At 60.5% G+C, this 18137-nt stretch carries 17 protein-coding genes and 1 pseudogene; 7 read left to right on the forward strand and 11 right to left on the reverse strand.

Annotation, left to right across the window (positions count from 1 at the left end; all coding sequences use genetic code 11):
• Positions 1-91 precede the first annotated feature (91 nt).
• From BRA1253DRAFT_RS45790 to BRA1253DRAFT_RS44985, 4 genes are all read right to left on the reverse strand, one after another.
• The gene (locus BRA1253DRAFT_RS45790; protein ID WP_256375782.1) at positions 92-214 is read right to left on the reverse strand and encodes a hypothetical protein; all 123 of its coding nucleotides are present in this window, start codon (positions 212-214) and stop codon (positions 92-94) included.
• A 638-nt stretch (positions 215-852) separates the two neighbouring features.
• On the reverse strand, positions 853-1539 hold the full coding sequence (locus BRA1253DRAFT_RS01110) for an antibiotic biosynthesis monooxygenase (RefSeq protein ID WP_009859356.1): 687 nt from the start codon (positions 1537-1539) through the stop codon (positions 853-855).
• Between the two features lie 387 nt (positions 1540-1926).
• A complete protein-coding gene (locus tag BRA1253DRAFT_RS44980) occupies positions 1927-2091 on the reverse strand; it encodes a hypothetical protein (protein WP_245285837.1) in 165 nt (54 codons plus the stop codon).
• The gene (locus tag BRA1253DRAFT_RS44985) at positions 2088-2237 is read right to left on the reverse strand and encodes a DUF1003 domain-containing protein (protein ID WP_245285847.1); all 150 of its coding nucleotides are present in this window, start codon (positions 2235-2237) and stop codon (positions 2088-2090) included. Before BRA1253DRAFT_RS44985 ends, BRA1253DRAFT_RS44980 begins: the two co-directional genes overlap by 4 nt.
• 1180 nt (positions 2238-3417) lie before the next feature.
• Here BRA1253DRAFT_RS44985 and BRA1253DRAFT_RS46080 point away from each other — a divergent pair.
• The 4 genes and pseudogenes from BRA1253DRAFT_RS46080 to BRA1253DRAFT_RS40935 all read left to right on the forward strand — a co-directional run.
• Positions 3418-3585 carry a peptide-methionine (R)-S-oxide reductase gene (locus BRA1253DRAFT_RS46080; RefSeq protein ID WP_354167354.1) on the forward strand — a complete coding sequence of 56 codons (168 nt, stop codon included), beginning with the start codon at positions 3418-3420 and terminating at the stop codon, positions 3583-3585.
• A 344-nt stretch (positions 3586-3929) separates the two neighbouring features.
• Positions 3930-4319, forward strand: a complete 390-nt coding sequence (locus BRA1253DRAFT_RS01120; protein ID WP_035992376.1) for a hypothetical protein — start codon at positions 3930-3932, stop codon at positions 4317-4319.
• A 286-nt stretch (positions 4320-4605) separates the two neighbouring features.
• The gene (msrA, locus tag BRA1253DRAFT_RS01130; RefSeq protein ID WP_009859360.1) at positions 4606-5118 is read left to right on the forward strand and encodes a peptide-methionine (S)-S-oxide reductase MsrA; all 513 of its coding nucleotides are present in this window, start codon (positions 4606-4608) and stop codon (positions 5116-5118) included.
• Positions 5119-6181: 1063 nt separating this feature from the next.
• Positions 6182-6439: pseudogene (locus BRA1253DRAFT_RS40935) on the forward strand (IS3 family transposase); the annotation flags it as partial.
• 246 nt (positions 6440-6685) lie between these two features.
• On the opposite strand, the gene BRA1253DRAFT_RS01135 reads toward BRA1253DRAFT_RS40935, so the two are convergent.
• From BRA1253DRAFT_RS01135 to BRA1253DRAFT_RS01145, 3 genes are all read right to left on the reverse strand, one after another.
• Positions 6686-7735: a hypothetical protein gene (locus BRA1253DRAFT_RS01135; RefSeq protein ID WP_009859361.1), complete on the reverse strand. Its 1050-nt coding sequence runs from the start codon at positions 7733-7735 to the stop codon at positions 6686-6688.
• A gap of 132 nt (positions 7736-7867) precedes the next feature.
• The gene (locus BRA1253DRAFT_RS01140; RefSeq protein ID WP_009859362.1) at positions 7868-8437 is read right to left on the reverse strand and encodes a cytochrome P460 family protein; all 570 of its coding nucleotides are present in this window, start codon (positions 8435-8437) and stop codon (positions 7868-7870) included.
• An 11-nt stretch (positions 8438-8448) separates the two neighbouring features.
• Entirely contained in the window at positions 8449-9123 is a 675-nt protein-coding gene (locus BRA1253DRAFT_RS01145) for a cytochrome P460 family protein (RefSeq protein WP_009859363.1), read from the reverse strand.
• A 1460-nt stretch (positions 9124-10583) separates the two neighbouring features.
• Between BRA1253DRAFT_RS01145 and hemA the strand changes: the two genes are divergently transcribed.
• The 3 genes from hemA to ccmB all read left to right on the forward strand — a co-directional run bounded on the left by hemA (position 10584) and on the right by ccmB (position 13844).
• A complete protein-coding gene (gene hemA / locus BRA1253DRAFT_RS01150) occupies positions 10584-11942 on the forward strand; it encodes a 5-aminolevulinate synthase (RefSeq protein ID WP_009859364.1) in 1359 nt (452 codons plus the stop codon).
• A gap of 482 nt (positions 11943-12424) precedes the next feature.
• Complete coding sequence (gene ccmA, locus BRA1253DRAFT_RS01155) at positions 12425-13051, forward strand: heme ABC exporter ATP-binding protein CcmA (protein WP_009859365.1); 627 nt, start codon at positions 12425-12427, stop codon at positions 13049-13051.
• Between the two features lie 130 nt (positions 13052-13181).
• Positions 13182-13844, forward strand: coding sequence for a heme exporter protein CcmB (gene ccmB, locus BRA1253DRAFT_RS01160; RefSeq protein ID WP_009859366.1), 663 nt, complete (start codon positions 13182-13184; stop codon positions 13842-13844).
• A gap of 97 nt (positions 13845-13941) precedes the next feature.
• On the opposite strand, the gene BRA1253DRAFT_RS01165 is transcribed toward ccmB, so the two are convergent.
• Genes BRA1253DRAFT_RS01165 through ccmI form a run of 4 tightly spaced genes read right to left on the reverse strand, consistent with a single transcriptional unit; the run spans position 13942 to position 18022 of the window.
• Entirely contained in the window at positions 13942-14418 is a 477-nt protein-coding gene (locus tag BRA1253DRAFT_RS01165; protein ID WP_009859367.1) for a cytochrome c-type biogenesis protein, read from the reverse strand.
• Positions 14415-16415, reverse strand: a complete 2001-nt coding sequence (locus tag BRA1253DRAFT_RS01170) for a heme lyase CcmF/NrfE family subunit (RefSeq protein ID WP_009859368.1) — start codon at positions 16413-16415, stop codon at positions 14415-14417. Before BRA1253DRAFT_RS01170 ends, BRA1253DRAFT_RS01165 begins: the two co-directional genes overlap by 4 nt.
• Entirely contained in the window at positions 16412-16909 is a 498-nt protein-coding gene (gene ccmE, locus BRA1253DRAFT_RS01175; protein WP_009859369.1) for a cytochrome c maturation protein CcmE, read from the reverse strand. Before ccmE ends, BRA1253DRAFT_RS01170 begins: the two co-directional genes overlap by 4 nt.
• 3 nt (positions 16910-16912) lie before the next feature.
• Positions 16913-18022 carry a c-type cytochrome biogenesis protein CcmI gene (ccmI, locus tag BRA1253DRAFT_RS01180; RefSeq protein ID WP_009859370.1) on the reverse strand — a complete coding sequence of 370 codons (1110 nt, stop codon included), beginning with the start codon at positions 18020-18022 and terminating at the stop codon, positions 16913-16915.
• Between the last annotated feature and the right edge of the window lie 115 nt (positions 18023-18137).

Raw genomic sequence — 18137 nt, forward strand, 5'->3', positions numbered from 1 at the left:
TGCCGCCGGCCCGATGCCGACGTTATCGTTAGCGCGGATCTCGGCGCAAGGCCCAGCGTCCGCTCGGCGAGACACATGTTCGCAGCCTGCATCAGTTGTGCGCGGCCTCGTCGCCAGGCGTTCCTTCGAGCTTGATGGAGCGCTCGAAGCAGTCGCAGCCGCCATCCCTGACATGGTGGTACGACACGGCTACTGCGACGTCGGATAGCGGCATTTTCCGCCTTCGCGCCTGCAGCCGTGTGGTCATCGCCGTGCATGCGGCGAGCGAAGCACTTAGCAACTCGTCGGGGCCGCCCCCCGGTGCCGCCCCTGCTGTCGGGGCCGCGATTGAGAACACCGATGCGCCGGCACGGCCGTTAAGCGTGCCAGCGTCGTCAAGGTCTCCGGCCACCTCAGCCTGAGGCGGAGAGGTCCATCATCGTTCGAATTCGTCATCGTGCTTTCCTTTCAGAGTTTGACTTGGGTCTTGGCTGGCGAGCCGAGCAGGTCAGTGCACGATCGGTTTACACGGACCTTTCCGCGCGCCTCCGGCTCACGCTCGCTAACGACGAGAGCACGTAAGCCCTGATCACCACTGGACGACAGAAGGACGCTTCGAGGGATCGCCCAAGCCAGCGCAACGAGGCCGCTATGATGTTCGAGCGGAACACGATGAGGAGCCAGACGAGCGACGCGTTAGCAGAACCCGGATTTCAGCGATGCCTCGGCCTACGCCGTCCTCATTTCGGCGGGTCTCCTTGATCGTGTTCGTCGCTGTCACCTCGCGAGAGCGACGCTGGCTGCTCCGCGGCTCGCGACTTCGCCGACGCACGGTCTAATTCGCAGCTGGGCGGCCTTCACGACGGAGCGGTTTCAGGCGTAGAGGGTCTTACCGCCCTGGGCCTCTGCATAGTACTGAGGTGCCTCGCGACGGTCGTATTTGCCATAATCGCGTACGATCCGCACTGTCCGAACCCGTGCCGTCTCATTCGGCGCGTAAGCGTCCTCGTAGGCCCGCGCTGCACCGGCGTCCTTCCAGGATATGAGCAGAATCAGGTCGCCGGGCGTAAGTACGGCCTCGAAGATGTCCCAGGACGTGGTGTCGGGAGCCCACGGGTTCAGGCCGAGCCACTCGGCGCAATCGTACGGGTTGTCGGTTTGCTTCCACTCCCCGGGGCGAGTCGCGTTGATAAGCGTCACCGTCGTTCCCTCCCCGACTTCGGTCTCATCGAGCCTTTGCTCAGTGACTGCGTACCCCGTCGGCACCTGATTGTCGGCAGTGATCTGGCCGACGCGCAGGTGATAGTCCGCGAGGATTTCCTCGCGCCCCTTCTGCTGAACCTCATGATGACGCCGGTGGGAGCGCCAGCGGACAAGCGACTTCTCGTCCCGCCAGTTTGAAAGCGAAAGGATCCAGCCCTCGCGAATCAGGCTCTTGTATCGGATATTGTCGACGAAGCCATCGACCTGCTCCAGCTCGGGGTGCAGCCTCTTGGCGTTGTCGAAATAGTCATCCCGGCTCTCTTTGTTGGGGAGCATCTCAAAAATCACTGAAAACATACTCGTATCTCGCTCCTAGAGTGCTGCGACGCAGTCGATTCTCGACGTAGAATTGCCCGGTCGATCGAGGGTCTAAGCACGGCAGTGTAGCCGTTGGCCCCATCAGCCGCACGGAAACATGCTGTCCCTGGGTGTAGCCGGACGTTTCGGATACGGTTGCGAAAGAAGCTCTTCATAGCGGCGTCCTCCGGGATCTCGACCATCGCGCAGCTCTGCCATCGCCCGGGTTGCGAGAACCGCTTCAGTCATTCGCGTATGGCTGCTCTCTGCGGGCGAGAGCCGCGTAAGCCCGCTAAGCGGCCGTGCGCCGGATGAGCAAGGTACCGTTATGCACTTCCGCGCGGCGAATGAAAAATGACATCACGCCATGAAGTCGATAGTCGCTGGTTATGACCGCCCTCCGCCTTCCGCATCGGACTCGCGTGCACCCGACGCCGGCTCTTCCAGCAGCACGGTCAGCATCCTGACTGCCTCCGTTAGCTTGAGGATTTCACGCTCGCGCAGTTGGTCGATCTTCTCATGCAACAACTCTATCTCGAGCTCCGCCTTCACGTTGATCCGTAGTCGTTCTCCGCCGCCTCGCGATCGATGTCCTGCTGCCGGTTGTGGCTCATCATGATGACTGGCGCGGCGTCGGCCGCCTGGAACGAAAGCGCGAGATTGAGAAGAGTGAGCGGGTAAGGATCCGAGCGCCTGATCGTCCCACCAGGTTGCCCATGTCCAGACGCACAGGATCACGCTCTGGACGATGATGAAGGTCCACGATCCCATGACCGCGGCGACCGCGTCCGCTATCCGTGTGGAGTCAGGAGCGCAACCGTCGGTGGCTCATCGATATCCTGAAGCCGACGTGAGCGGCGCGTTCGTCTGAGGTCGACGAGCAGGGTTTGCTCGGCCGGCTCCATGCCTCCGAGACGTCCCGCCTTGAATTCCACGCAGCTAGCACCCCTTCCGCTCGACCGCGAGGTCGACGCGGCCAGGCAACTGCCACGTTCTGATCGCGTTTGGTGAGCCGTGGAGGTTCGTGGCGGTCTCCGCGAGGGCGCGTCCCGGTACCTGGCGCCGGCAGCTGACGTCCTCCCCGAGCACGACGATCAGCTCGGATGCAGAGGCAACAGGCCGCACTCCCAACCGGCACTGGAGAAGTTTGCTGGCGTGCCCCCCCGTCGAGCGAACACTCTGAGTGACGAGAGCCGATCGTTTATCTCTCGAGACGCTCGCGGCGAGCTACACGGAATCAGAAGCGAGCGCGAAGGCCGTCAGGATCACGATGGAGCGCGGCGGTGAACGCCACTTCACCGCAGACGGGAGCGATCCTAAGTCGCCGTGCCCGGCTGAATCGAAAAACGTCAACTGCGGTCTCGAGTGCAGCTTCCATGCGTTTCAACTCTCCTCGGCGGGTCGATGCTCTCCGCTCCCTGGGGAGATGCCCGAGAACAAATTCGCCTGGCTGGTATTTCGCAGGACGCAAAGAGCCTCACCCGACCTCGGCCGGTAAAGGTTGAAGCTGACGACGTCGCCGCCGGCGACCGCTCGCGCGAACGGGCTGGATTCGCTTTCCGTGAAGACTTCCGCCCGGTGACGCCGTACCGCAGTCCCTGGTACACGCCTTCGCCGTAGCCCGATTCAAAGTCCTGTTGCAGCAGTGTCAGACCCGCCTCCTGGGAGAAGTTGAATAGGCCCTTGCAAATTGAAACACCTCCAATGTCGATCCTCATGGCATCGTTTCGATAGCCGGAGGTGATTGGACGGACGACGACCCGGTACATATCTTCAACAATGTAGCACACCACGGAGTACGGCGAATGCCGACCTACAGGAACAACCCCGAAGCGGTCTCGAAGTTGACTGCCGAGCAGTATCGCGAGACGCAGACTGATCGGATCGAGCGCTCCCTTCTGCAACAAATCCTGGGACAACAGGGAGTCTGGTCTCTGCGTCGACGTTTCCAGCGAGCCGCTCTTCGCATGCTTCGACGAGCTCGACAGCGAAACGGGATGGCCGAGTTTCACGGAAAGCGCGAGCGCCCGCCAAAGCCCGAAGTGAACTTCACGCCTTTGAAGTCGTCTTGTGCCCATTGCGTACGCCGTTTCTTGGTCAACGCGAAAGCGGAATGCAAGCAGCAGTCCTGACTTCACTCTACCAGAACGTCGGCGTTTTCCGCTCGCTTCTGCACTATCCCGGTGAGTCGTTCTTGAGTATGGCCGAGTGATTGGATGGTTGACACACCCAAGACTGACTCCACCCCAACGGCCCCAATCCAAAGGAGCCGGTTTTGGGAAGTCCGGATGAAGGGGACCGTAGTGTCGAGTGTTACCCCCGAAGAGAACTGCGGTCCTCTCATTTCGGCTTGTTACCTGATCGTCAGGTGCGTGCTCGCGAGCGCCCTAATGTTGACGATGAACCTGCCATCTTCCAACGGCCATGATGCAATGCACCCGGAGCTGAACCCGTGGTTTGCGAAACTCCGTAGTAAGTCTGGCCCCTGCTGTGATGGCTCCGACGCCCTACATCTGCGGGATGTCGAATGGACCACTCAAAACAAGAAGGAAAGCCATTACAGGGTTATGGTGCCCAAGACCGCCGACCTCTACAGATCCGCCTCCAACGGTCAGGACATGAAGAAGGGCGATACCGAGTGGGTTGATGTTCCCGACGATGCCCTCGTTACCGAGCCCAACATGGACCATAGCACGTTGGTATGGGTGTGGTATAGCTCCGGTTTTCAGATGACCGACCAACCGCACATTCGCTGCTTCATGCCGGGAGCGCTGACATGACCGGCGATGTTCATGATTGCGCCGCGCTCGAAATGAAAAGCGGCATCTCGAGGCCGCAAGTGTCCTCGAGAACGGTGACAGCTCGCAGGCATACACGGAGACAGAGGTCCGCTCCAAGCACTGAGACAGCCACCTCGGCCATGTTTTACCTGACGGGGCGTTGCCACAAGGAAGGGCTGAGATACTGCGTCAACTCGGCCCCCCTTCGCGTAATCCACCGCGACCAATTGGGGTGTGAGCGATTCGGCGAGTACGTGAGGTTCTTTGCAAAGCAGGAGGCCTGAAAATGGCAGGGACTACAGAACGCGCGATCCTGGCAGGCGGTTGCTTCTGGGGGATGCAGCAGCTGGTGCGGCGCCTGCCCGGTGTGATCTCAACGCGGGTCGGCTACTCCGGCGGCGACGTCGAGAATGCCACGTACCGCCACCACGGCACACACGCGGAAGCGATCGAGATCACGTTCGATTCGAGTCAGACTAGCTTCCGCGACCTGCTTGAGTTCTTCTTCCAGATCCACGATCCGACGACTCTCAACCGGCAGGGAAACGACCAGGGTGCAAGCTACAGGTCGGCGATTTTCTACATAAACGAGGATCAGCACCGCGTCGCACAGGAGACCATCGCCGACGTCGAGGCCTCAGGGCTGTGGCCGGGCAAAGTGGTGACCGAGCTTTCGCCCGCTGGCGATTTCTGGGAGGCGGAGCCAGAGCACCAGGATTACCTGGAACGCTATCCGAACGGCTACACTTGCCATCGTGTTCGTCCACAATGGAAGTTGCCGCGCAGGAACGCCGCCTGACGGGCGATTGCGTTGTCGGTGGCCTGCGGCGCGCGCGCAGCCCCGCGGCGGGTGTGTCGTAAGCGTTTGCAAACTGCTCTCGCCGCTCCTGCGAAGTCGCTCAGAACGCGACAAGGTGGTGAGGTTTGGACGGCCGGGCAAGGCCTCAGATTCTCGGCCCTGGATCATTCCATGACGTTTGGCGTGCGCAAGTCTATGCGCGTTGAATGGCCCATTTGATTTCTCGTGAGGACTTGCAACTGCCTTTGCGCATCCGTTCCAATCGGCGCTCGTGCTCAGGTGGCCTTGAGCAGTTCTAGCGATAGTCCGGCACACGAACGAGTAGGACGGAGAACCGATTTCCGTCGCGGGCGCAACGGACCCAGTCGATGACCGATGCGGGCTCTGCGAACCTGGCACCTCACATACGCGACCTGCTTTTTTTGGCCATCGCTCTCGCTGATCTGACGGACTACGGCCATTCGATGAGCGGTTCACATTCCTGTTCAATGCCTAGTACGAGACACTGAGGCGCGGCTGCAGCGTCCTCGGCGCGTCATGATCACGCGGGCCGGCAGTGGACGAAGTCTAATAGCGCGCGCATGTCGACCCGAGCAGTCGCTAACTTGGTTGCTCCCGGGCCGGGGAGGTCGCTGGGCTGATCGAGCTCGGATGTAACATGAGCGGCCTAAGGGCCGGTCGGGGCCGCGTAAGTGGCAGACCCCGAACGGCCAGCACGGGACGATGACGCTGAAGTCTCAACTGGTCGATCCGACCCGCCCGTCGTGCACGTCAGCTACTTCGAGGCTCATGCGCTTGCCAGGTGCTCTGGAAATCGGCTGCGGAGCCAGAGCGCAAAGGGTCGAGATGGACGGCAACCTAGGCCCAAATCCGCGTCCCTACCGAAAGCTGGGATGCAGCAGATGTTCGACGACGTCTGAGAGTGGATGCCCAACCCACTCTCGCCTTACACGCGCTTCGGCGTGGGTGGTGAGTAAAATTAGGCCGTTTTGCGGGGCCGCTCTTGCGTGACGGCGCGGGGCCATGGCCGCGCGTAATGCATAGAAAAGCGCGAGACGGCAACAAGGAAGCGAACACGAAGCTGAAGCGGCTTCTGGCTGACGCCATGTTGACAATGCGGCCTTGAAGGATCTCCTGGGAAGGAAATGGTGACGCTCGCGGGGAAGCGGAAAGCTGTCGCTCATCTGGTGGATGCTCACGGGATGAGCGAACGGCGGGCGTGTAAAGCGGCTGCTGCCGCATGACCATGAGATATCAGACAACCCAGGCTGACGCTGCTAACCACCGCCAGCGCCTGAGGGCGATTGCTCACGAACGCCGCCTGCATTCGCAGCTCGGATGGAGAACCCGTCCGAGTTCGCCATGACCTGCCGCCCGCGCCAGGATCTGGCGCTGCGCTACCCGAAAGGCTCCGCGCCAGCTCCCGTCGCTCGCACCGCCCAACCGGGCAAATCCGCCGGCAAGAGCGAACTCAAAACTGAAAAAACTTGGGGGCAACGTCAAGGGCAGAGCGGCGACGCGAGACGCGCCGCTGCCACAGGGAATTGGCAGTTATGTGGGCAAGAGGTTATTCATTGGTGAAGCCTACGACCGGACAATTCACGAGATTCCCCGTCGTCTTCACGGGCCCGCCCGCAGGACTCACCAGCAAACCTGACGCACTTTTTGCTTCGAGATCGTCGCCGTCAGTGATCAGTTTCCGTTGATCCTTCGAGATAGCCTCCTGGGTCCACTCGGCGAGTCGTACGTCCCACATCGGAGAGTATCCGGCGCTGATCTCCTTGAAGTGCGCGAGGATGTCGAGCGAGGGGCCCTCTCCGTTGATGGCACTGTCGAGCCCCTGGCGGTTCGGATCGTTCTCACCCATCTTGCCGTTCACAATCGTATAGATCACCTCAATCGCGCCGCTCTGAAGAATGTCGCTTTCCGCAGGCGCAAAGGTGGACGACTCGAGGGTCGCCGACTCCTCGGAGTTTGCGTCAAAACTAAGATAACGCAGGTGTTTGCCGTTTGCGAAGCCAAACCGGAGTTTCAAGTCAACGGTACCTTTGTCAGGACAGATGCTCGCCACGGAGTCCGTCACGACAGAGTAATCAGGACTGCCGTTGCAGAACGCGATTTTCGCGGGCTCGACATTAAAAGCGATGACTGGAGCGTTAAAGACAATGTCCTTGCGATTAGCCACCCGAGCCAATGGGCTGTAGTGCACATCCCCGACAGATCCGGCTCGGGCCGTCCTAGGCGGAAAAAAATGCGGCGCCTCCCCCCCCACCAACGTTTGTGACGGTGAGAAATCGACCCGGCCCGATTGGAACGTGAAGTTACCCGACTCATCCATTTCCGCAACCCGTGTGCTCGTCAAGTCTTTTGCCTTAGCGAGACTCGGCGCCCATGTGAGCCCCATGTCTTTCGAAGTAGCGTAGTCACTTACGTCGGTAAGCACGAACCAAACAGTTTCTCCCGAGGCAAGACGGCCGCGATGGAGCGGCAGGGTCACCACCTCCCGTACAAGGTCCACTTTGCCCGACGTGAGGAATTGCTTTGTGATTTTTTTGTAGGTTACCGGACCGGCTGCTAGACTCCCTTGGGGTGCCGAAAACGACAGAAGAAAGATCATCATCGATCCACAAATGCATCTGCTGAACTTTTTACTGTGCTTCATGACCCTACCTTTTTCTGCATCCAGTCTGGTATTACCCACACATCTGGTCTTACCCACGACATCCAAGCGGACGTGGCTAACGATCCGTCACTTCTTTAGCCCGGGATAGCCATGGACATAGATCCAGTCAGTCGCCTTGGCTGGGATGTGGCAGCCCAGGCAATCTGAACGAAAGTTCGTTGAGGTCGTTTTCACGGGATCGCCCGCGTCGAACCAAGACCAGCCCCAGCCGTTGCCCCACAACTTATTATCGGGGTGGCTGTTCTTACCGTCCTTCACCATCATGAACCAACCTTTGAGAAGTTCTTGATGGCTGACCGTTCCAGTCGTCATATCCGAAGTGGCCGCGTCGTAAACCTCCTTCACCAGGATCGAACCTTGGGGAAATTCGCCCGTTGTGCGATAGCTTGCCGCAGTTCCGGGCGAAGCGTAGACGACGTGAATTTGCTTAGCGCCTTTGTCACCTGCGACAGACCAACTCCCAAGGAATTCGTAGGTGGTTCGGTAGTTCTTCGGGATATGCATGTTGCCTGCCGCATCAACAAGTTGTTCCTGCGCAGGGGCGGGCTGGCTGGCTACGGGCTGCGAAACAAGACACCCGACCGTAACTACGATGAAGGACGCGGACGCCACGGCCGCACTTCTGAGAAATGTCATCACAGGGTTTCCTACTTTGTAATCGAAGGATTCTGGCTGGGCGGCATTTTTTTAGAAGAGTTCTGGCCAGGCGGCACCGGCACCTGGTCGAGCAACACGTAGAACTGCGTCCATACGTCATCCCGTTTCGCACTCGCAATGTGGCAATAGGCGCATTCCTCGATTGGCCGGACTTTCGCGGTGGCTGCCTTGGGTTCATGGTGGTTGAAGTTGTAGTAGCCCCAGCCGTTGGTTGCCTTATATCTCTCGCTGTCCTTGACCGTCACATCCGCGCCGTTGAAGGCGCCCGGGAAGAATCCCTTCCCAGATGGCTCAGTTCTCGAACCGTCCGGATGAGTGGCGGGCTGCATGAGCTGCAGTTCTTTCACGAAGATTGTTCCCTCGGGGAACAGACCTGTTTTCTTGTAAATATCGTAAGAACCAGGCTCGATATAGACGTTGTGAAATTCAGGGAAGTTTGCTTGAGGGGGGTTTAAGAAGTTTGGCGTCAGTGGCGAACCGACATAAACCCATTCGTGGAAGTTCTTTGGCAGAATAAGCTCGCCATCTTTCGTGTATTCAGGAAGATACCGGCTGGTGGCGTGCCAATCGTCGGGTGGTGGTAGCTGTGGTTGCTGTGCGAAGACTGCGGTCGCTATAGCGCTAGCACCGAGGACGGCGGATAGTGCTAATACTGTGCGTCTCATGATCTCTCTCCTCTGACCAGCTATAATGTCACCGAATGCTGTAGTAGCGGCATTCGTGCGCAGGCGGTCTCATCAACTACGCACAAGTCAGATTAAACGTGCGTGCCTATGTGCGGAAGCAACGAAGGGGCATGCAATTGATACCCGTCGGGAATGGTGTCCTCTCGAACTACCTATGTTTGGCGATAACGAGCGTTTCGCCCGCGCAACGCATGCCGAAATGATTCGGAGTCACCGGCGTGACAATCGATTGATTGGAGAGATTGCGCTTTGGCAATCTAATCCGCGCGATGTTACTCACCGCGAAGCGTGCGGCGTTGTGCTCCATCGTCCAGCTAAAGCACTTCGTTTCGAGTAGGCCTGGTAGCGTAGCCTGCCCGAACTGTTTCGCGCTTCCTGTCCAGCTCAAGAGCCTGCTTTTGCAAGCATGCCTTGCATGCTCACCGCTAGTCGGCCGGCGAGCCCCACCTTGGCCTTGCTCATGTTGGCGATCCGCACCGGCCCAGCTCTTCAGTTGTGAACAGCCCCTGAGCGGCTTGGTAGCATGATATGGGCAACATCGTAGAGTGCCATGCGCAACGAACCATTGCCCAGCTTGCTGATCCGGCCCGTGTAGTCCGATCTCGCTGGACTGATGCTATTCCGGTGCTCAGGACAACCTCTTGACCCTAGTGGCGTTTGCATCTGCGCGCCGAGCGCATCGTGCAAGGCCTCGAAGGACGAAGGCACAGAAGCGCTTCGCTGGAAACGAATGTTGATGCGACCCGCTTCGCCGCAACTGACCGCGCGACGCTGGATCCCAGCACCTCAGGCGGTAGTTCGCCCTCGTGCATAAGGATCTCGGATCTTCTCCGGCAGCATCGCCGAGAAGATCCGCTTTGTCGGCGGGAGGCCTGATCGACCAGGTGCGCAGGGCGTGACCAAAGCGGCAGCTGATTGTTTCACCACGCGCCGCCGCCAGAAGGATACGACACGTCGGTCGGCAGGCGCGGAGTGACTCTCTCAATCGGTCAACGCCAGCGCCCTCGCTATCGCCCGCGCGATCGTGAACGGCGGCTTCCACGCTCGACTCGGGAACGAGCGAGTTGGAGTAGGCGCTGATCGCACAACGACTGACGCACCACGATCCTGGTTGCTCATCGGCTTGCCACTGTACAAAGGGCGGACCATACCGTCGTCATGGAAAGGGCCGCATCGTAGAACAGGTATGCATTCTGACCTCGCGCAAGGCACGTCTCTACGCTCTGCAATTCAGCCGCTGTCACGGAGAGGACCGCAAAGCCGCCTCGCTGATAGTTGCACCAGAACGGGCGTGCGGTTTTCCGAAATGGACGCAGGCGGGCCAGTTGTAAGCTGGCTCAGGCGGCACCCGACCATAACCGGACCTCATGCAAACTATAACTAATACGAGCGCGAATGCGTGATGAGCTACGGTCGAGGGACGGTCAGGAGAGATTGAGATGGACGATCTGGACGTACCAGCGAGTTGGCAAGCAAGGCATCGGCCACACGGAAACGTCAGTAGCAGACGTTTGTGTGTGGACGTAGTGCCGGGGGAACGAGCATTGACGCCGCCCAACGGGACGTTCGCTGCGGACGATCACAATTGTGCGGCCGAAGCTTACGAGCGTCATTTCCACGGCTGTCTTGAGCGCCTGCACGGGGAGCAACGTTATCGCGTCTTCGCCGACATCGAACGGATCTCCGGCCGCTTCCCAGCCGCGAAATGGCGCCGGTCTGACGGAACTGTTAGGGAAATCACGGTTTGGTGCTCGAATGACTATCTCGGTATGGGACAGCACCCGGAAGTCGTGAGTGCACTGACCGCAGCGGCACACCGCTGCGGCGCAGGAGCGGGTGGAACGCGCAACATCGCCGGCAATAATTCCCCCTTGGTTGATTTGGAGGGCGAGCTCGCTGATCTGCATGGCAAGGAGGCGAGCCTCGTCTTTACCTCCGGGTACGTATCGAATCAGGCCAGCATCTCGACGATCGGTAAGCTGATCCCAGGCTGCGTGGTCTTATCTGATGCAGATAACCACAATTCGATTATCGAAGGCGTCCGCCAATCAAATTGCGAAAAGCGGATTTTCCGGCACAACGATCTCGGTCACCTTGAGTCGTTGCTGCGCGAGGCAGGAGACCGCCCCAAGCTTGTCGTGTTCGAGTCCGTATACTCGATGGATGGCGATGTGGCGCCGATCGGCGCCATCTGCGACCTCGCGGACCGGTATGGCGCGATGACCTACCTCGATGAGGTTCACGCGGTTGGCCTCTATGGCGGTCACGGTGCCGGGATCAGCGAGCGTGATGGCGTGATGCACCGCGTGACCGTGATCGAGGGTACCCTCGCCAAGGGATTCGGCTGCGTTGGCGGCTATATCGCGGCGTCGCGATCGATTTGCGACGCGGTGCGCAGCTTCGCGCCCGGATTCATCTTCACGACGGCACTCCCTCCACCAATTGCCGCCGCAGCCCGTGCGTCCGTTCGTTACCTGAAGCACTCGTCTGCCGAGCGCGAAGCACACCAACGGCAAGCCGCTGCAACGAAGCGGGCGCTCAAATCCGCCGGGCTTCCAGTCTTCCCGACCGACACCCACATCGTGCCTGTGATTGTCGGCGATGCGGAATTGTGTAAGGCGGCAGCCGATCGTCTTCTAGAGCGCCACGCCATTTACATCCAGCCGATCAACTATCCGACCGTTCCCCGTGGGACCGAGCGTCTCCGCATCACGCCCTCGCCATATCACGGCGATAGCCACATAGCGGAACTCGCAGCTGCGCTCGCTGAGACTTGGGAGACCCTCTCTCTTGCCTGAGACCCGTGCTTGGGAGCGCCCCCTTCGCAACCGCCTCCCCCAACATTGTGCATCGGAGGGGCATCGGCTACCCGGCGGGCGCGGACCGCGCTGGGAAGGCCTCGCGCCTCCCAGGTTGCGGCCGAGGCCGCCAAGTTGGGGCGACGGACCAGCCAAAGAAAGCCGTTTGAGGAGAGACCCGCCCCTTTTCGACACGCTTTCGGTTAAAAGATGTGATGCGACCCAATCCACTCCTTCTATCACGCTGCTACGTTGCGTGGGTCATCGCGTGGCAGATCTTGCTGCTTACGATCACAATAGGGCTCGCATTCTTCTAATGGGCAGCCCCGAAGAATTGACCTTCGTCATCCTGTTGGGCGGTTCTCCCCAACGGCGCCGCCCTTCGTTCGAACATGCTGATCCAGAATCGTTCATTTCGATAAGCCCTCCAACCCGGCGTTCGAAAGCGATCCGAGCGAGACAACGGGCAACCGGAAATAAAAATGGATATCACGCAGCGGTGTCATCTCTTGATCGAGGATCTGTCCGTCGCGCGCGGCGAGCGCGTGGTGTTAGGCGGAGTGTATTTGCAACTTGGCTCGAGCCAACTCGCCGAGGTGACGGGTCCCAATGGCGTGGGCAAATCCACTCTTTTGCGCGCTATCGCCGGTTTCTTGCCATTGGGATCTGGTCGCATGTCACTGGTGGAGTCCGAAGCCATGGATTCAGCGCCCTTGGCAGAGCGCCTCCACTACGTGGGTCATCTCGACGGGCTGAAATCAGCGTTGACCGCTCGCGAAAACCTCGAGATCGGCCTGGGAATTTTGGGCCAAGGTCGGCTAACCCCGTTAGACGCGCTGGAGCGTCTGGAGTTAGCCCACGTTCTCGATCTGCCCGTTGGCTATCTCTCCGCGGGGCAGCGTCGCCGTGTCGCATTGGCCCGGCTCCTGGTTGCCGATCGCCCTCTATGGCTGCTCGACGAGCCGCTAACCGCGCTAGACCGGCACGCACGAGCCTTGCTCAAGACTATTGTCGCCGACCATCTCGGAAGCGGAGGATTGATGCTCGCCGCGACCCACGAACCACTCGGTCTGCCGGGGACAATCCAAGTCAGGCTCGGAGCGAGGTGAGTGTCTTCCCGCTGAGGGGCGGCCGGCATCCTTATAGCCGTCTGTCTCAAGGTCGGGGGAGAAGAGGTCACGCCGCTTTTCCGAGTTCCCCGGAATGGTCTCGACGCAATGGCGACGCCGGATCGGGGCCATGATCCGTATTCTCCTCGTCGTCTTTCTTCGCGACGTCACGCTGGCGCGTCGCATCGGCGGAGGCGGAGTTCTTGGCCTGGTCTTCTTCCTCAGTCTCGTAACTGTGGTACCTTTCGCGATTGGACCTGACCTGCGCTTGCTATCGCGCATCGGTCCAGCCATTCTGTGGATAGCGGCGCTCCTCGCGAGTCTATTGGGCCTTGACCGTCTGTTCCAGGCGGATCACGAGGACGGTTCGCTGGAGCAGATGTTGTTGTCGCCGACGCCGCTAGAACTCATTGTTCTGGTGAAGTGCGTGGCCCACTGGTTTGTTACAGGGCTACCGCTCGTTCTGCTCTCGCCTTTGTTTGGCCTGATGTTGGACTTGGACGGCTCGGCGCTCTGGGCGGTAGCAGCGACCTTGTTGGTGGGTACGCCAACTTTCACCTTCCTGGGAGCGATCGGTGCAGCGCTTACCGTCACGCTGCGGCGGGGTGGTCTTCTGCTTTCGATCCTCGTTGTACCGCTAGCCGTACCAGTGCTGATCTTCGGTGTCTCCGCCGCGCAGAGTGGCACAGCGCCCGTTCTGACACCCTTCCTGGTTCTCTGCGCTCTGGGACTTGCATCCATCGCCCTCGCCCCAATCGCCGCAGCCGCGGCACTTCGCGGGGCGGGAGAATGACAAGCGCATGCAGCGGAAGGGTTTGCTTGGGAGCTCCCCGTCGCGGAGCGACTCCGCACGCTTCCCAAGCTAAGACGACTTGATCATCGGGCAATGCCTATAGCGGAGTATCCGCGTCTAACAAGGCCGCGAGCCGATCCCGCTCGGCTTGGCTCAAGGGCGCCGCCGGCGTAGGTTGCAGGCGTCGCAATCTGAACAGGAGAGCGATCCCGCCCGCTGCGAGCACCAAAGCCGGCATTCCCCAGAGGAAGGTGGTTTCCAAGTCGAGCGGTGGTCTCAGCAGGATAAAGTTCCCATAACGCTTCACCAGAAAGTCGCGGACCTGCTCGTCGCTCTCGCCGAGGTTAAGGCGTTCGCGCACCAGCAGTCGGAGGTCCCGCGCGAACTCTGCTTTCGAATCGTCGATCGACTGGTTTTGGCAGACCAGGCAGCGCAGTCCGGCGGAAATATCGCGCGCGCGCGCCTCAAGGTAGGGGTTGGGCAGGACCTCGTCTGGCTGCACCGCCCTGGCCAAGCCAGGCGCGAGGCCTGCGAATACGATCGAAAGCAGAAGAATGCGACGAAGCGAAGTCATTCCGCGGCCTGCGGCGCTGCTGCGGGGTTAGCTGGGGCGCGGACGCGAACCGCGCGGCGCGCAAAGCCGATTCTGAGGCGTCTATCAGACAACGACACGATCCCTCCAAACGCCATGATGACACCGCCTATCCAGATGGCCGTCACGAGCGGCTTCCAGAACATGCGCGCATCGATCGAACCATCCGCGTGCTGGTCCCCAATCGAAATGTAGATTTGGCCAAAACCCAGCGTCACGATGCCTGCCTCGCTGACGGTAGTCTGTCGTACGGGAAAACTGCGCTTGGCGGGCTCGACGGTGGCCACGGCCGCGCCGCCCCGGCTTATGACCGTGTAGGCCAGGACTTCGGAGTAGTTCGGGCCCTGTCGCGATTGTAGATTTTCGATAGTCGCTTGATAAGGCCCGAGATCGATCCCCTGACCTAGCTTGACGGTCGCGATCCGCTCCACGCCCCAACCGGTCGCCGCCAAGCCCATAAGTGTCACGCCAAGGCCAGCGTGAGCGATAGCAGCACCCCAGGCGGAGCGCGGCAGCCCGACCGCGCGGGCCAGCATCACTCGAATGGGCTGCCCACGTGCCCAGATACGCGACATCACATCGGCGAACGAACCGACTATGAGATAGACGGCGAGGCCGAGGCCAACCGTGGCGAGGACAGGGCCGCCTCGGATGACGGCAACGAGCACAAGTGCGACCACGAGGCCCCCCAAGGCTGCAACCGTCGCCCGTTGCGCCGCGCCGAGCAGGTCGCCACGCTTCCAGGCGAGCGACTGACCGATCGGCATTAGCAGAACGATCAACGCTAGTAGCGGACCGAGGGTCAAATTGAAAAACGGTGCACCGACCGAAATCTTGTCCCCGGTCAGAGCCTCAAGCGCGAGCGGATAGAGCGTGCCGGTCAGGACCGTAGCGCAGCAGGCGGTGAGCAGCAGGTTGTTGACTGCGAGCGCGCTCTCGCGTGACACGGGCGCGAACAGACCACGTTGGCTCAGGGAAGGCGCACGCCAAGCATAAAGCGCGAGGGAACCGCCGATGAACATAGTCAGGATGATCAGGATGAAGACGCCGCGCGTCGGGTCGCTGGCAAACGAATGAACGGAGGTCAGCACCCCTGAACGCACCAGGAAGGTGCCGAGCAGCGATAGCGAGAATGTAAGTATCGCCAGGAACAGTGTCCAGATCTTGAGGGCTTCGCGTTTCTCCATAACGGCGGCCGAATGCAGGAGCGCGGTACCCGCAAGCCAGGGCATGAGTGACGCGTTTTCGACCGGATCCCAGAACCAGAACCCGCCCCAGCCGAGGGTGTAATAGGCCCAGTACGAGCCCATGGCTATGCCAAGCGTTAGAAAGATCCAGGCAATCAGTATCCAAGGCCGAACGTAGCGGGCCCAAGCGGCGTCCAACCGTCCGCTGATCAGCGCCGCCACCGCGAACGAGAACACGATCGAGGAGCCGACATAGCCGAGGTAAAGGAGCGGTGGGTGTATTGCAAGGCCCGCATCTTGAAGCAGCGGGTTGAGATCCTGGCCTTCAAAGGGCGCCGGAAACCGTCGCACGAAGGGATCGGAGGTGAACAGGATGAAGCAGAGGAAGGCAAAAGAGATCCAGCCTTGGACCGTTAGTGTATTGGCGCGCAATTCCTTTGCCATGCCGCGCCCGAGAATCGCAACTGCCGCTCCGAAGGCCGCGAGAATCAGAACCCAAAGCAGCATGGATCCTTCGTGGTTGCCCCAGACGCCGGCGAGTTTGTACACGAGTGGTTTGGTCGTGAGCGAGTTCTCGGCGACTGTCACGAGACTGAAGTCGGACACCACATGAGCGTAAGTCAGGGCCGCGAAGGCATAGCCCAACAGCAGGAACTGGGTGATTGCAGCCGGGACCGCAATGGAAGTCAGCCCAGAATCGCCACTGCGGGTCCCCCAGAGCGGCAGAACTGACTGAAGCAGCGCGACGGCGAGAGCCAGAGCGAGCGCGTAATGTCCGGTTTCGACGATCATCCTTTCGGTCCGTCCCGTTGTGGTGTTTCGTGGAAGGCCGCGCTATTGCGCCCACGCGGATTTTCGTTCCGCCAAATGCCTGATTGCTTGAGTTTGTCGGCTACGTCCTTGGGCATGTATCGCTCGTCGTGTTTGGCGAACACGGTATCGGCATGAAAGACGCCCGGTCCCTCCACCGTGCCCTCGGCTACGACGCCTTGTCCTTCACGGAAGAGATCCGGCAGCAATCCGGTGTAGCTGACCTGGATGTCGTACTTCAGGTCGGTCACCGCGAAGACGACAGTCGACGATCCACCATAGGTAAGTGAGCCACGTTTCACCAGGCCGCCGATGCGCAGACGGGTTCCTCGCGGCGGCGCCTTTTCGGCCATCTCGGTCGGCCCGTAGAAGAAGACGATACTGTCACGCAACGCAAACAGGACGAGCCCAACCGCGATGGCCAAGGTGAAGCCTGCTGCGCTGATGATAGCGATGCGCCTGCCCTTTCTGGTCAAAGTCTACCTCTTCAAACCAAGCTGACTGACGAGTTCATCGATGCGCTCTGGCGCTTGCGCATCTTCTGCTAACTGGGCGCGCGCACTTGCGACGGCCGCCTCGGCCTTCTGGCGTTCACCCAATACGACGTAGGACCTAATCAGTTGCAGCCATCCCTGAAGGTCATGGCCATCCTTCGAAAGCTTCTCGGCCAGTCCTCCCACCATCCCGCGGATCGCGTCTCTCCGCTGCTCCGGTGGAAGCGCCGCGACTTCAGCCCGGCTTCGGCCGGCTTCTGCTTTTGATTGAGTTGGCCTAGAAGACTTATCCAGGTGTTGGCGGACGGCATCCATCCACGGGGCGCCGGCTGGCGTATCGGCCTCCAGCGCCTCCCAAAGTTGTCTCGCCCGATCTGTGTCGCCATCTTGCTCTACTGCGAGCGCATGGAAGAATCGGGCCAGAGGCTGTTTGGGATCATCCACGAGCGCTTGGTCAATGGCACCGCGTGCTTCTGCAGTCACAACGCCGTCGGCAGCCATCGTCAGGGCCTGCCCAAGAGACGCACGCTCCTCCGCATTTTCGCCGAGCAGCCGTAGCGCCGCCCTATACGCATGCGCCGCATCCTGAAACCTTCCCATGCGCAGGTAAATTGGCGCGACAACCTGGAATCCGCGGCCATCATTGGGGTGGCCCTTCAGACGCGTCTCGACTTCGGAAATCGCGGCAGCGAGAGTGAAGTCCTCACCCGTGCGCCTCGATGCGATCGGCATATCAGGCTGGTTGGGAGCGCCGACCTTGAGATACGACGCGAGAGCCACGAGTGGCAGCACTAGGGCGATCGCCAAGGCCGCGGCAGTGCGTCTCGGCTGCCAGCGCGGCCACGCATGCGGCCGGCTCTCCGACGCGGAGTCGAGTGACGCAAGCAGCCGGCGCCCGATCTCGGCACGCGTGGCCATGGCATCCTCGGGCCCTACGAGTCCGCAGCGGACGTCATCATCCGCCTCGGCCAGAAGGCCGCGATAGAAGGCCACGTCGGAATCGTGATCGCCAAAGCTCTCACGCCGCTCGGAGAGCGACCGGGCCAGCGCCAGCACGATTGCAAAGGTCATCATTGCGAAGACGGCCCAGAGCACGTTCAAGGCCTCCGTCCGTTTTCGCCAATCCGTAACGTACCACGTTTTCGGGCATCCGGCGCGCTTGAAAATCGGACTGCTTCTATGTGTGCCGCTCCCATGGTCCGATCGGCCA

Source organism: Bradyrhizobium sp. WSM1253, assembly GCF_000244935.1.
GTDB classification, from domain to species: Bacteria; Pseudomonadota; Alphaproteobacteria; order Rhizobiales; family Xanthobacteraceae; genus Bradyrhizobium; species Bradyrhizobium canariense.

What these genes read in the sequence shown, in the direction of transcription:
- BRA1253DRAFT_RS45790 (WP_256375782.1), bottom strand. Translation starts at nt 214, where the DNA reads ATGCCGCTATCCGACGTCGCAGTAGCCGTGTCGTACCACCATGTCAGG.
- BRA1253DRAFT_RS01110 (WP_009859356.1), bottom strand. Translation starts at nt 1,539, where the DNA reads ATGTTTTCAGTGATTTTTGAGATGCTCCCCAACAAAGAGAGCCGGGAT.
- BRA1253DRAFT_RS01120 (WP_035992376.1), top strand. Translation starts at nt 3,930, where the DNA reads ATGTTGACGATGAACCTGCCATCTTCCAACGGCCATGATGCAATGCAC.
- msrA (WP_009859360.1), top strand. Translation starts at nt 4,606, where the DNA reads ATGGCAGGGACTACAGAACGCGCGATCCTGGCAGGCGGTTGCTTCTGG.
- BRA1253DRAFT_RS01135 (WP_009859361.1), bottom strand. Translation starts at nt 7,735, where the DNA reads ATGATCTTTCTTCTGTCGTTTTCGGCACCCCAAGGGAGTCTAGCAGCC.
- BRA1253DRAFT_RS01140 (WP_009859362.1), bottom strand. Translation starts at nt 8,437, where the DNA reads ATGACATTTCTCAGAAGTGCGGCCGTGGCGTCCGCGTCCTTCATCGTA.
- BRA1253DRAFT_RS01145 (WP_009859363.1), bottom strand. Translation starts at nt 9,123, where the DNA reads ATGAGACGCACAGTATTAGCACTATCCGCCGTCCTCGGTGCTAGCGCT.
- hemA (WP_009859364.1), top strand. Translation starts at nt 10,584, where the DNA reads ATGGACGATCTGGACGTACCAGCGAGTTGGCAAGCAAGGCATCGGCCA.
- ccmA (WP_009859365.1), top strand. Translation starts at nt 12,425, where the DNA reads ATGGATATCACGCAGCGGTGTCATCTCTTGATCGAGGATCTGTCCGTC.
- ccmB (WP_009859366.1), top strand. Translation starts at nt 13,182, where the DNA reads ATGATCCGTATTCTCCTCGTCGTCTTTCTTCGCGACGTCACGCTGGCG.
- BRA1253DRAFT_RS01165 (WP_009859367.1), bottom strand. Translation starts at nt 14,418, where the DNA reads ATGACTTCGCTTCGTCGCATTCTTCTGCTTTCGATCGTATTCGCAGGC.
- BRA1253DRAFT_RS01170 (WP_009859368.1), bottom strand. Translation starts at nt 16,415, where the DNA reads ATGATCGTCGAAACCGGACATTACGCGCTCGCTCTGGCTCTCGCCGTC.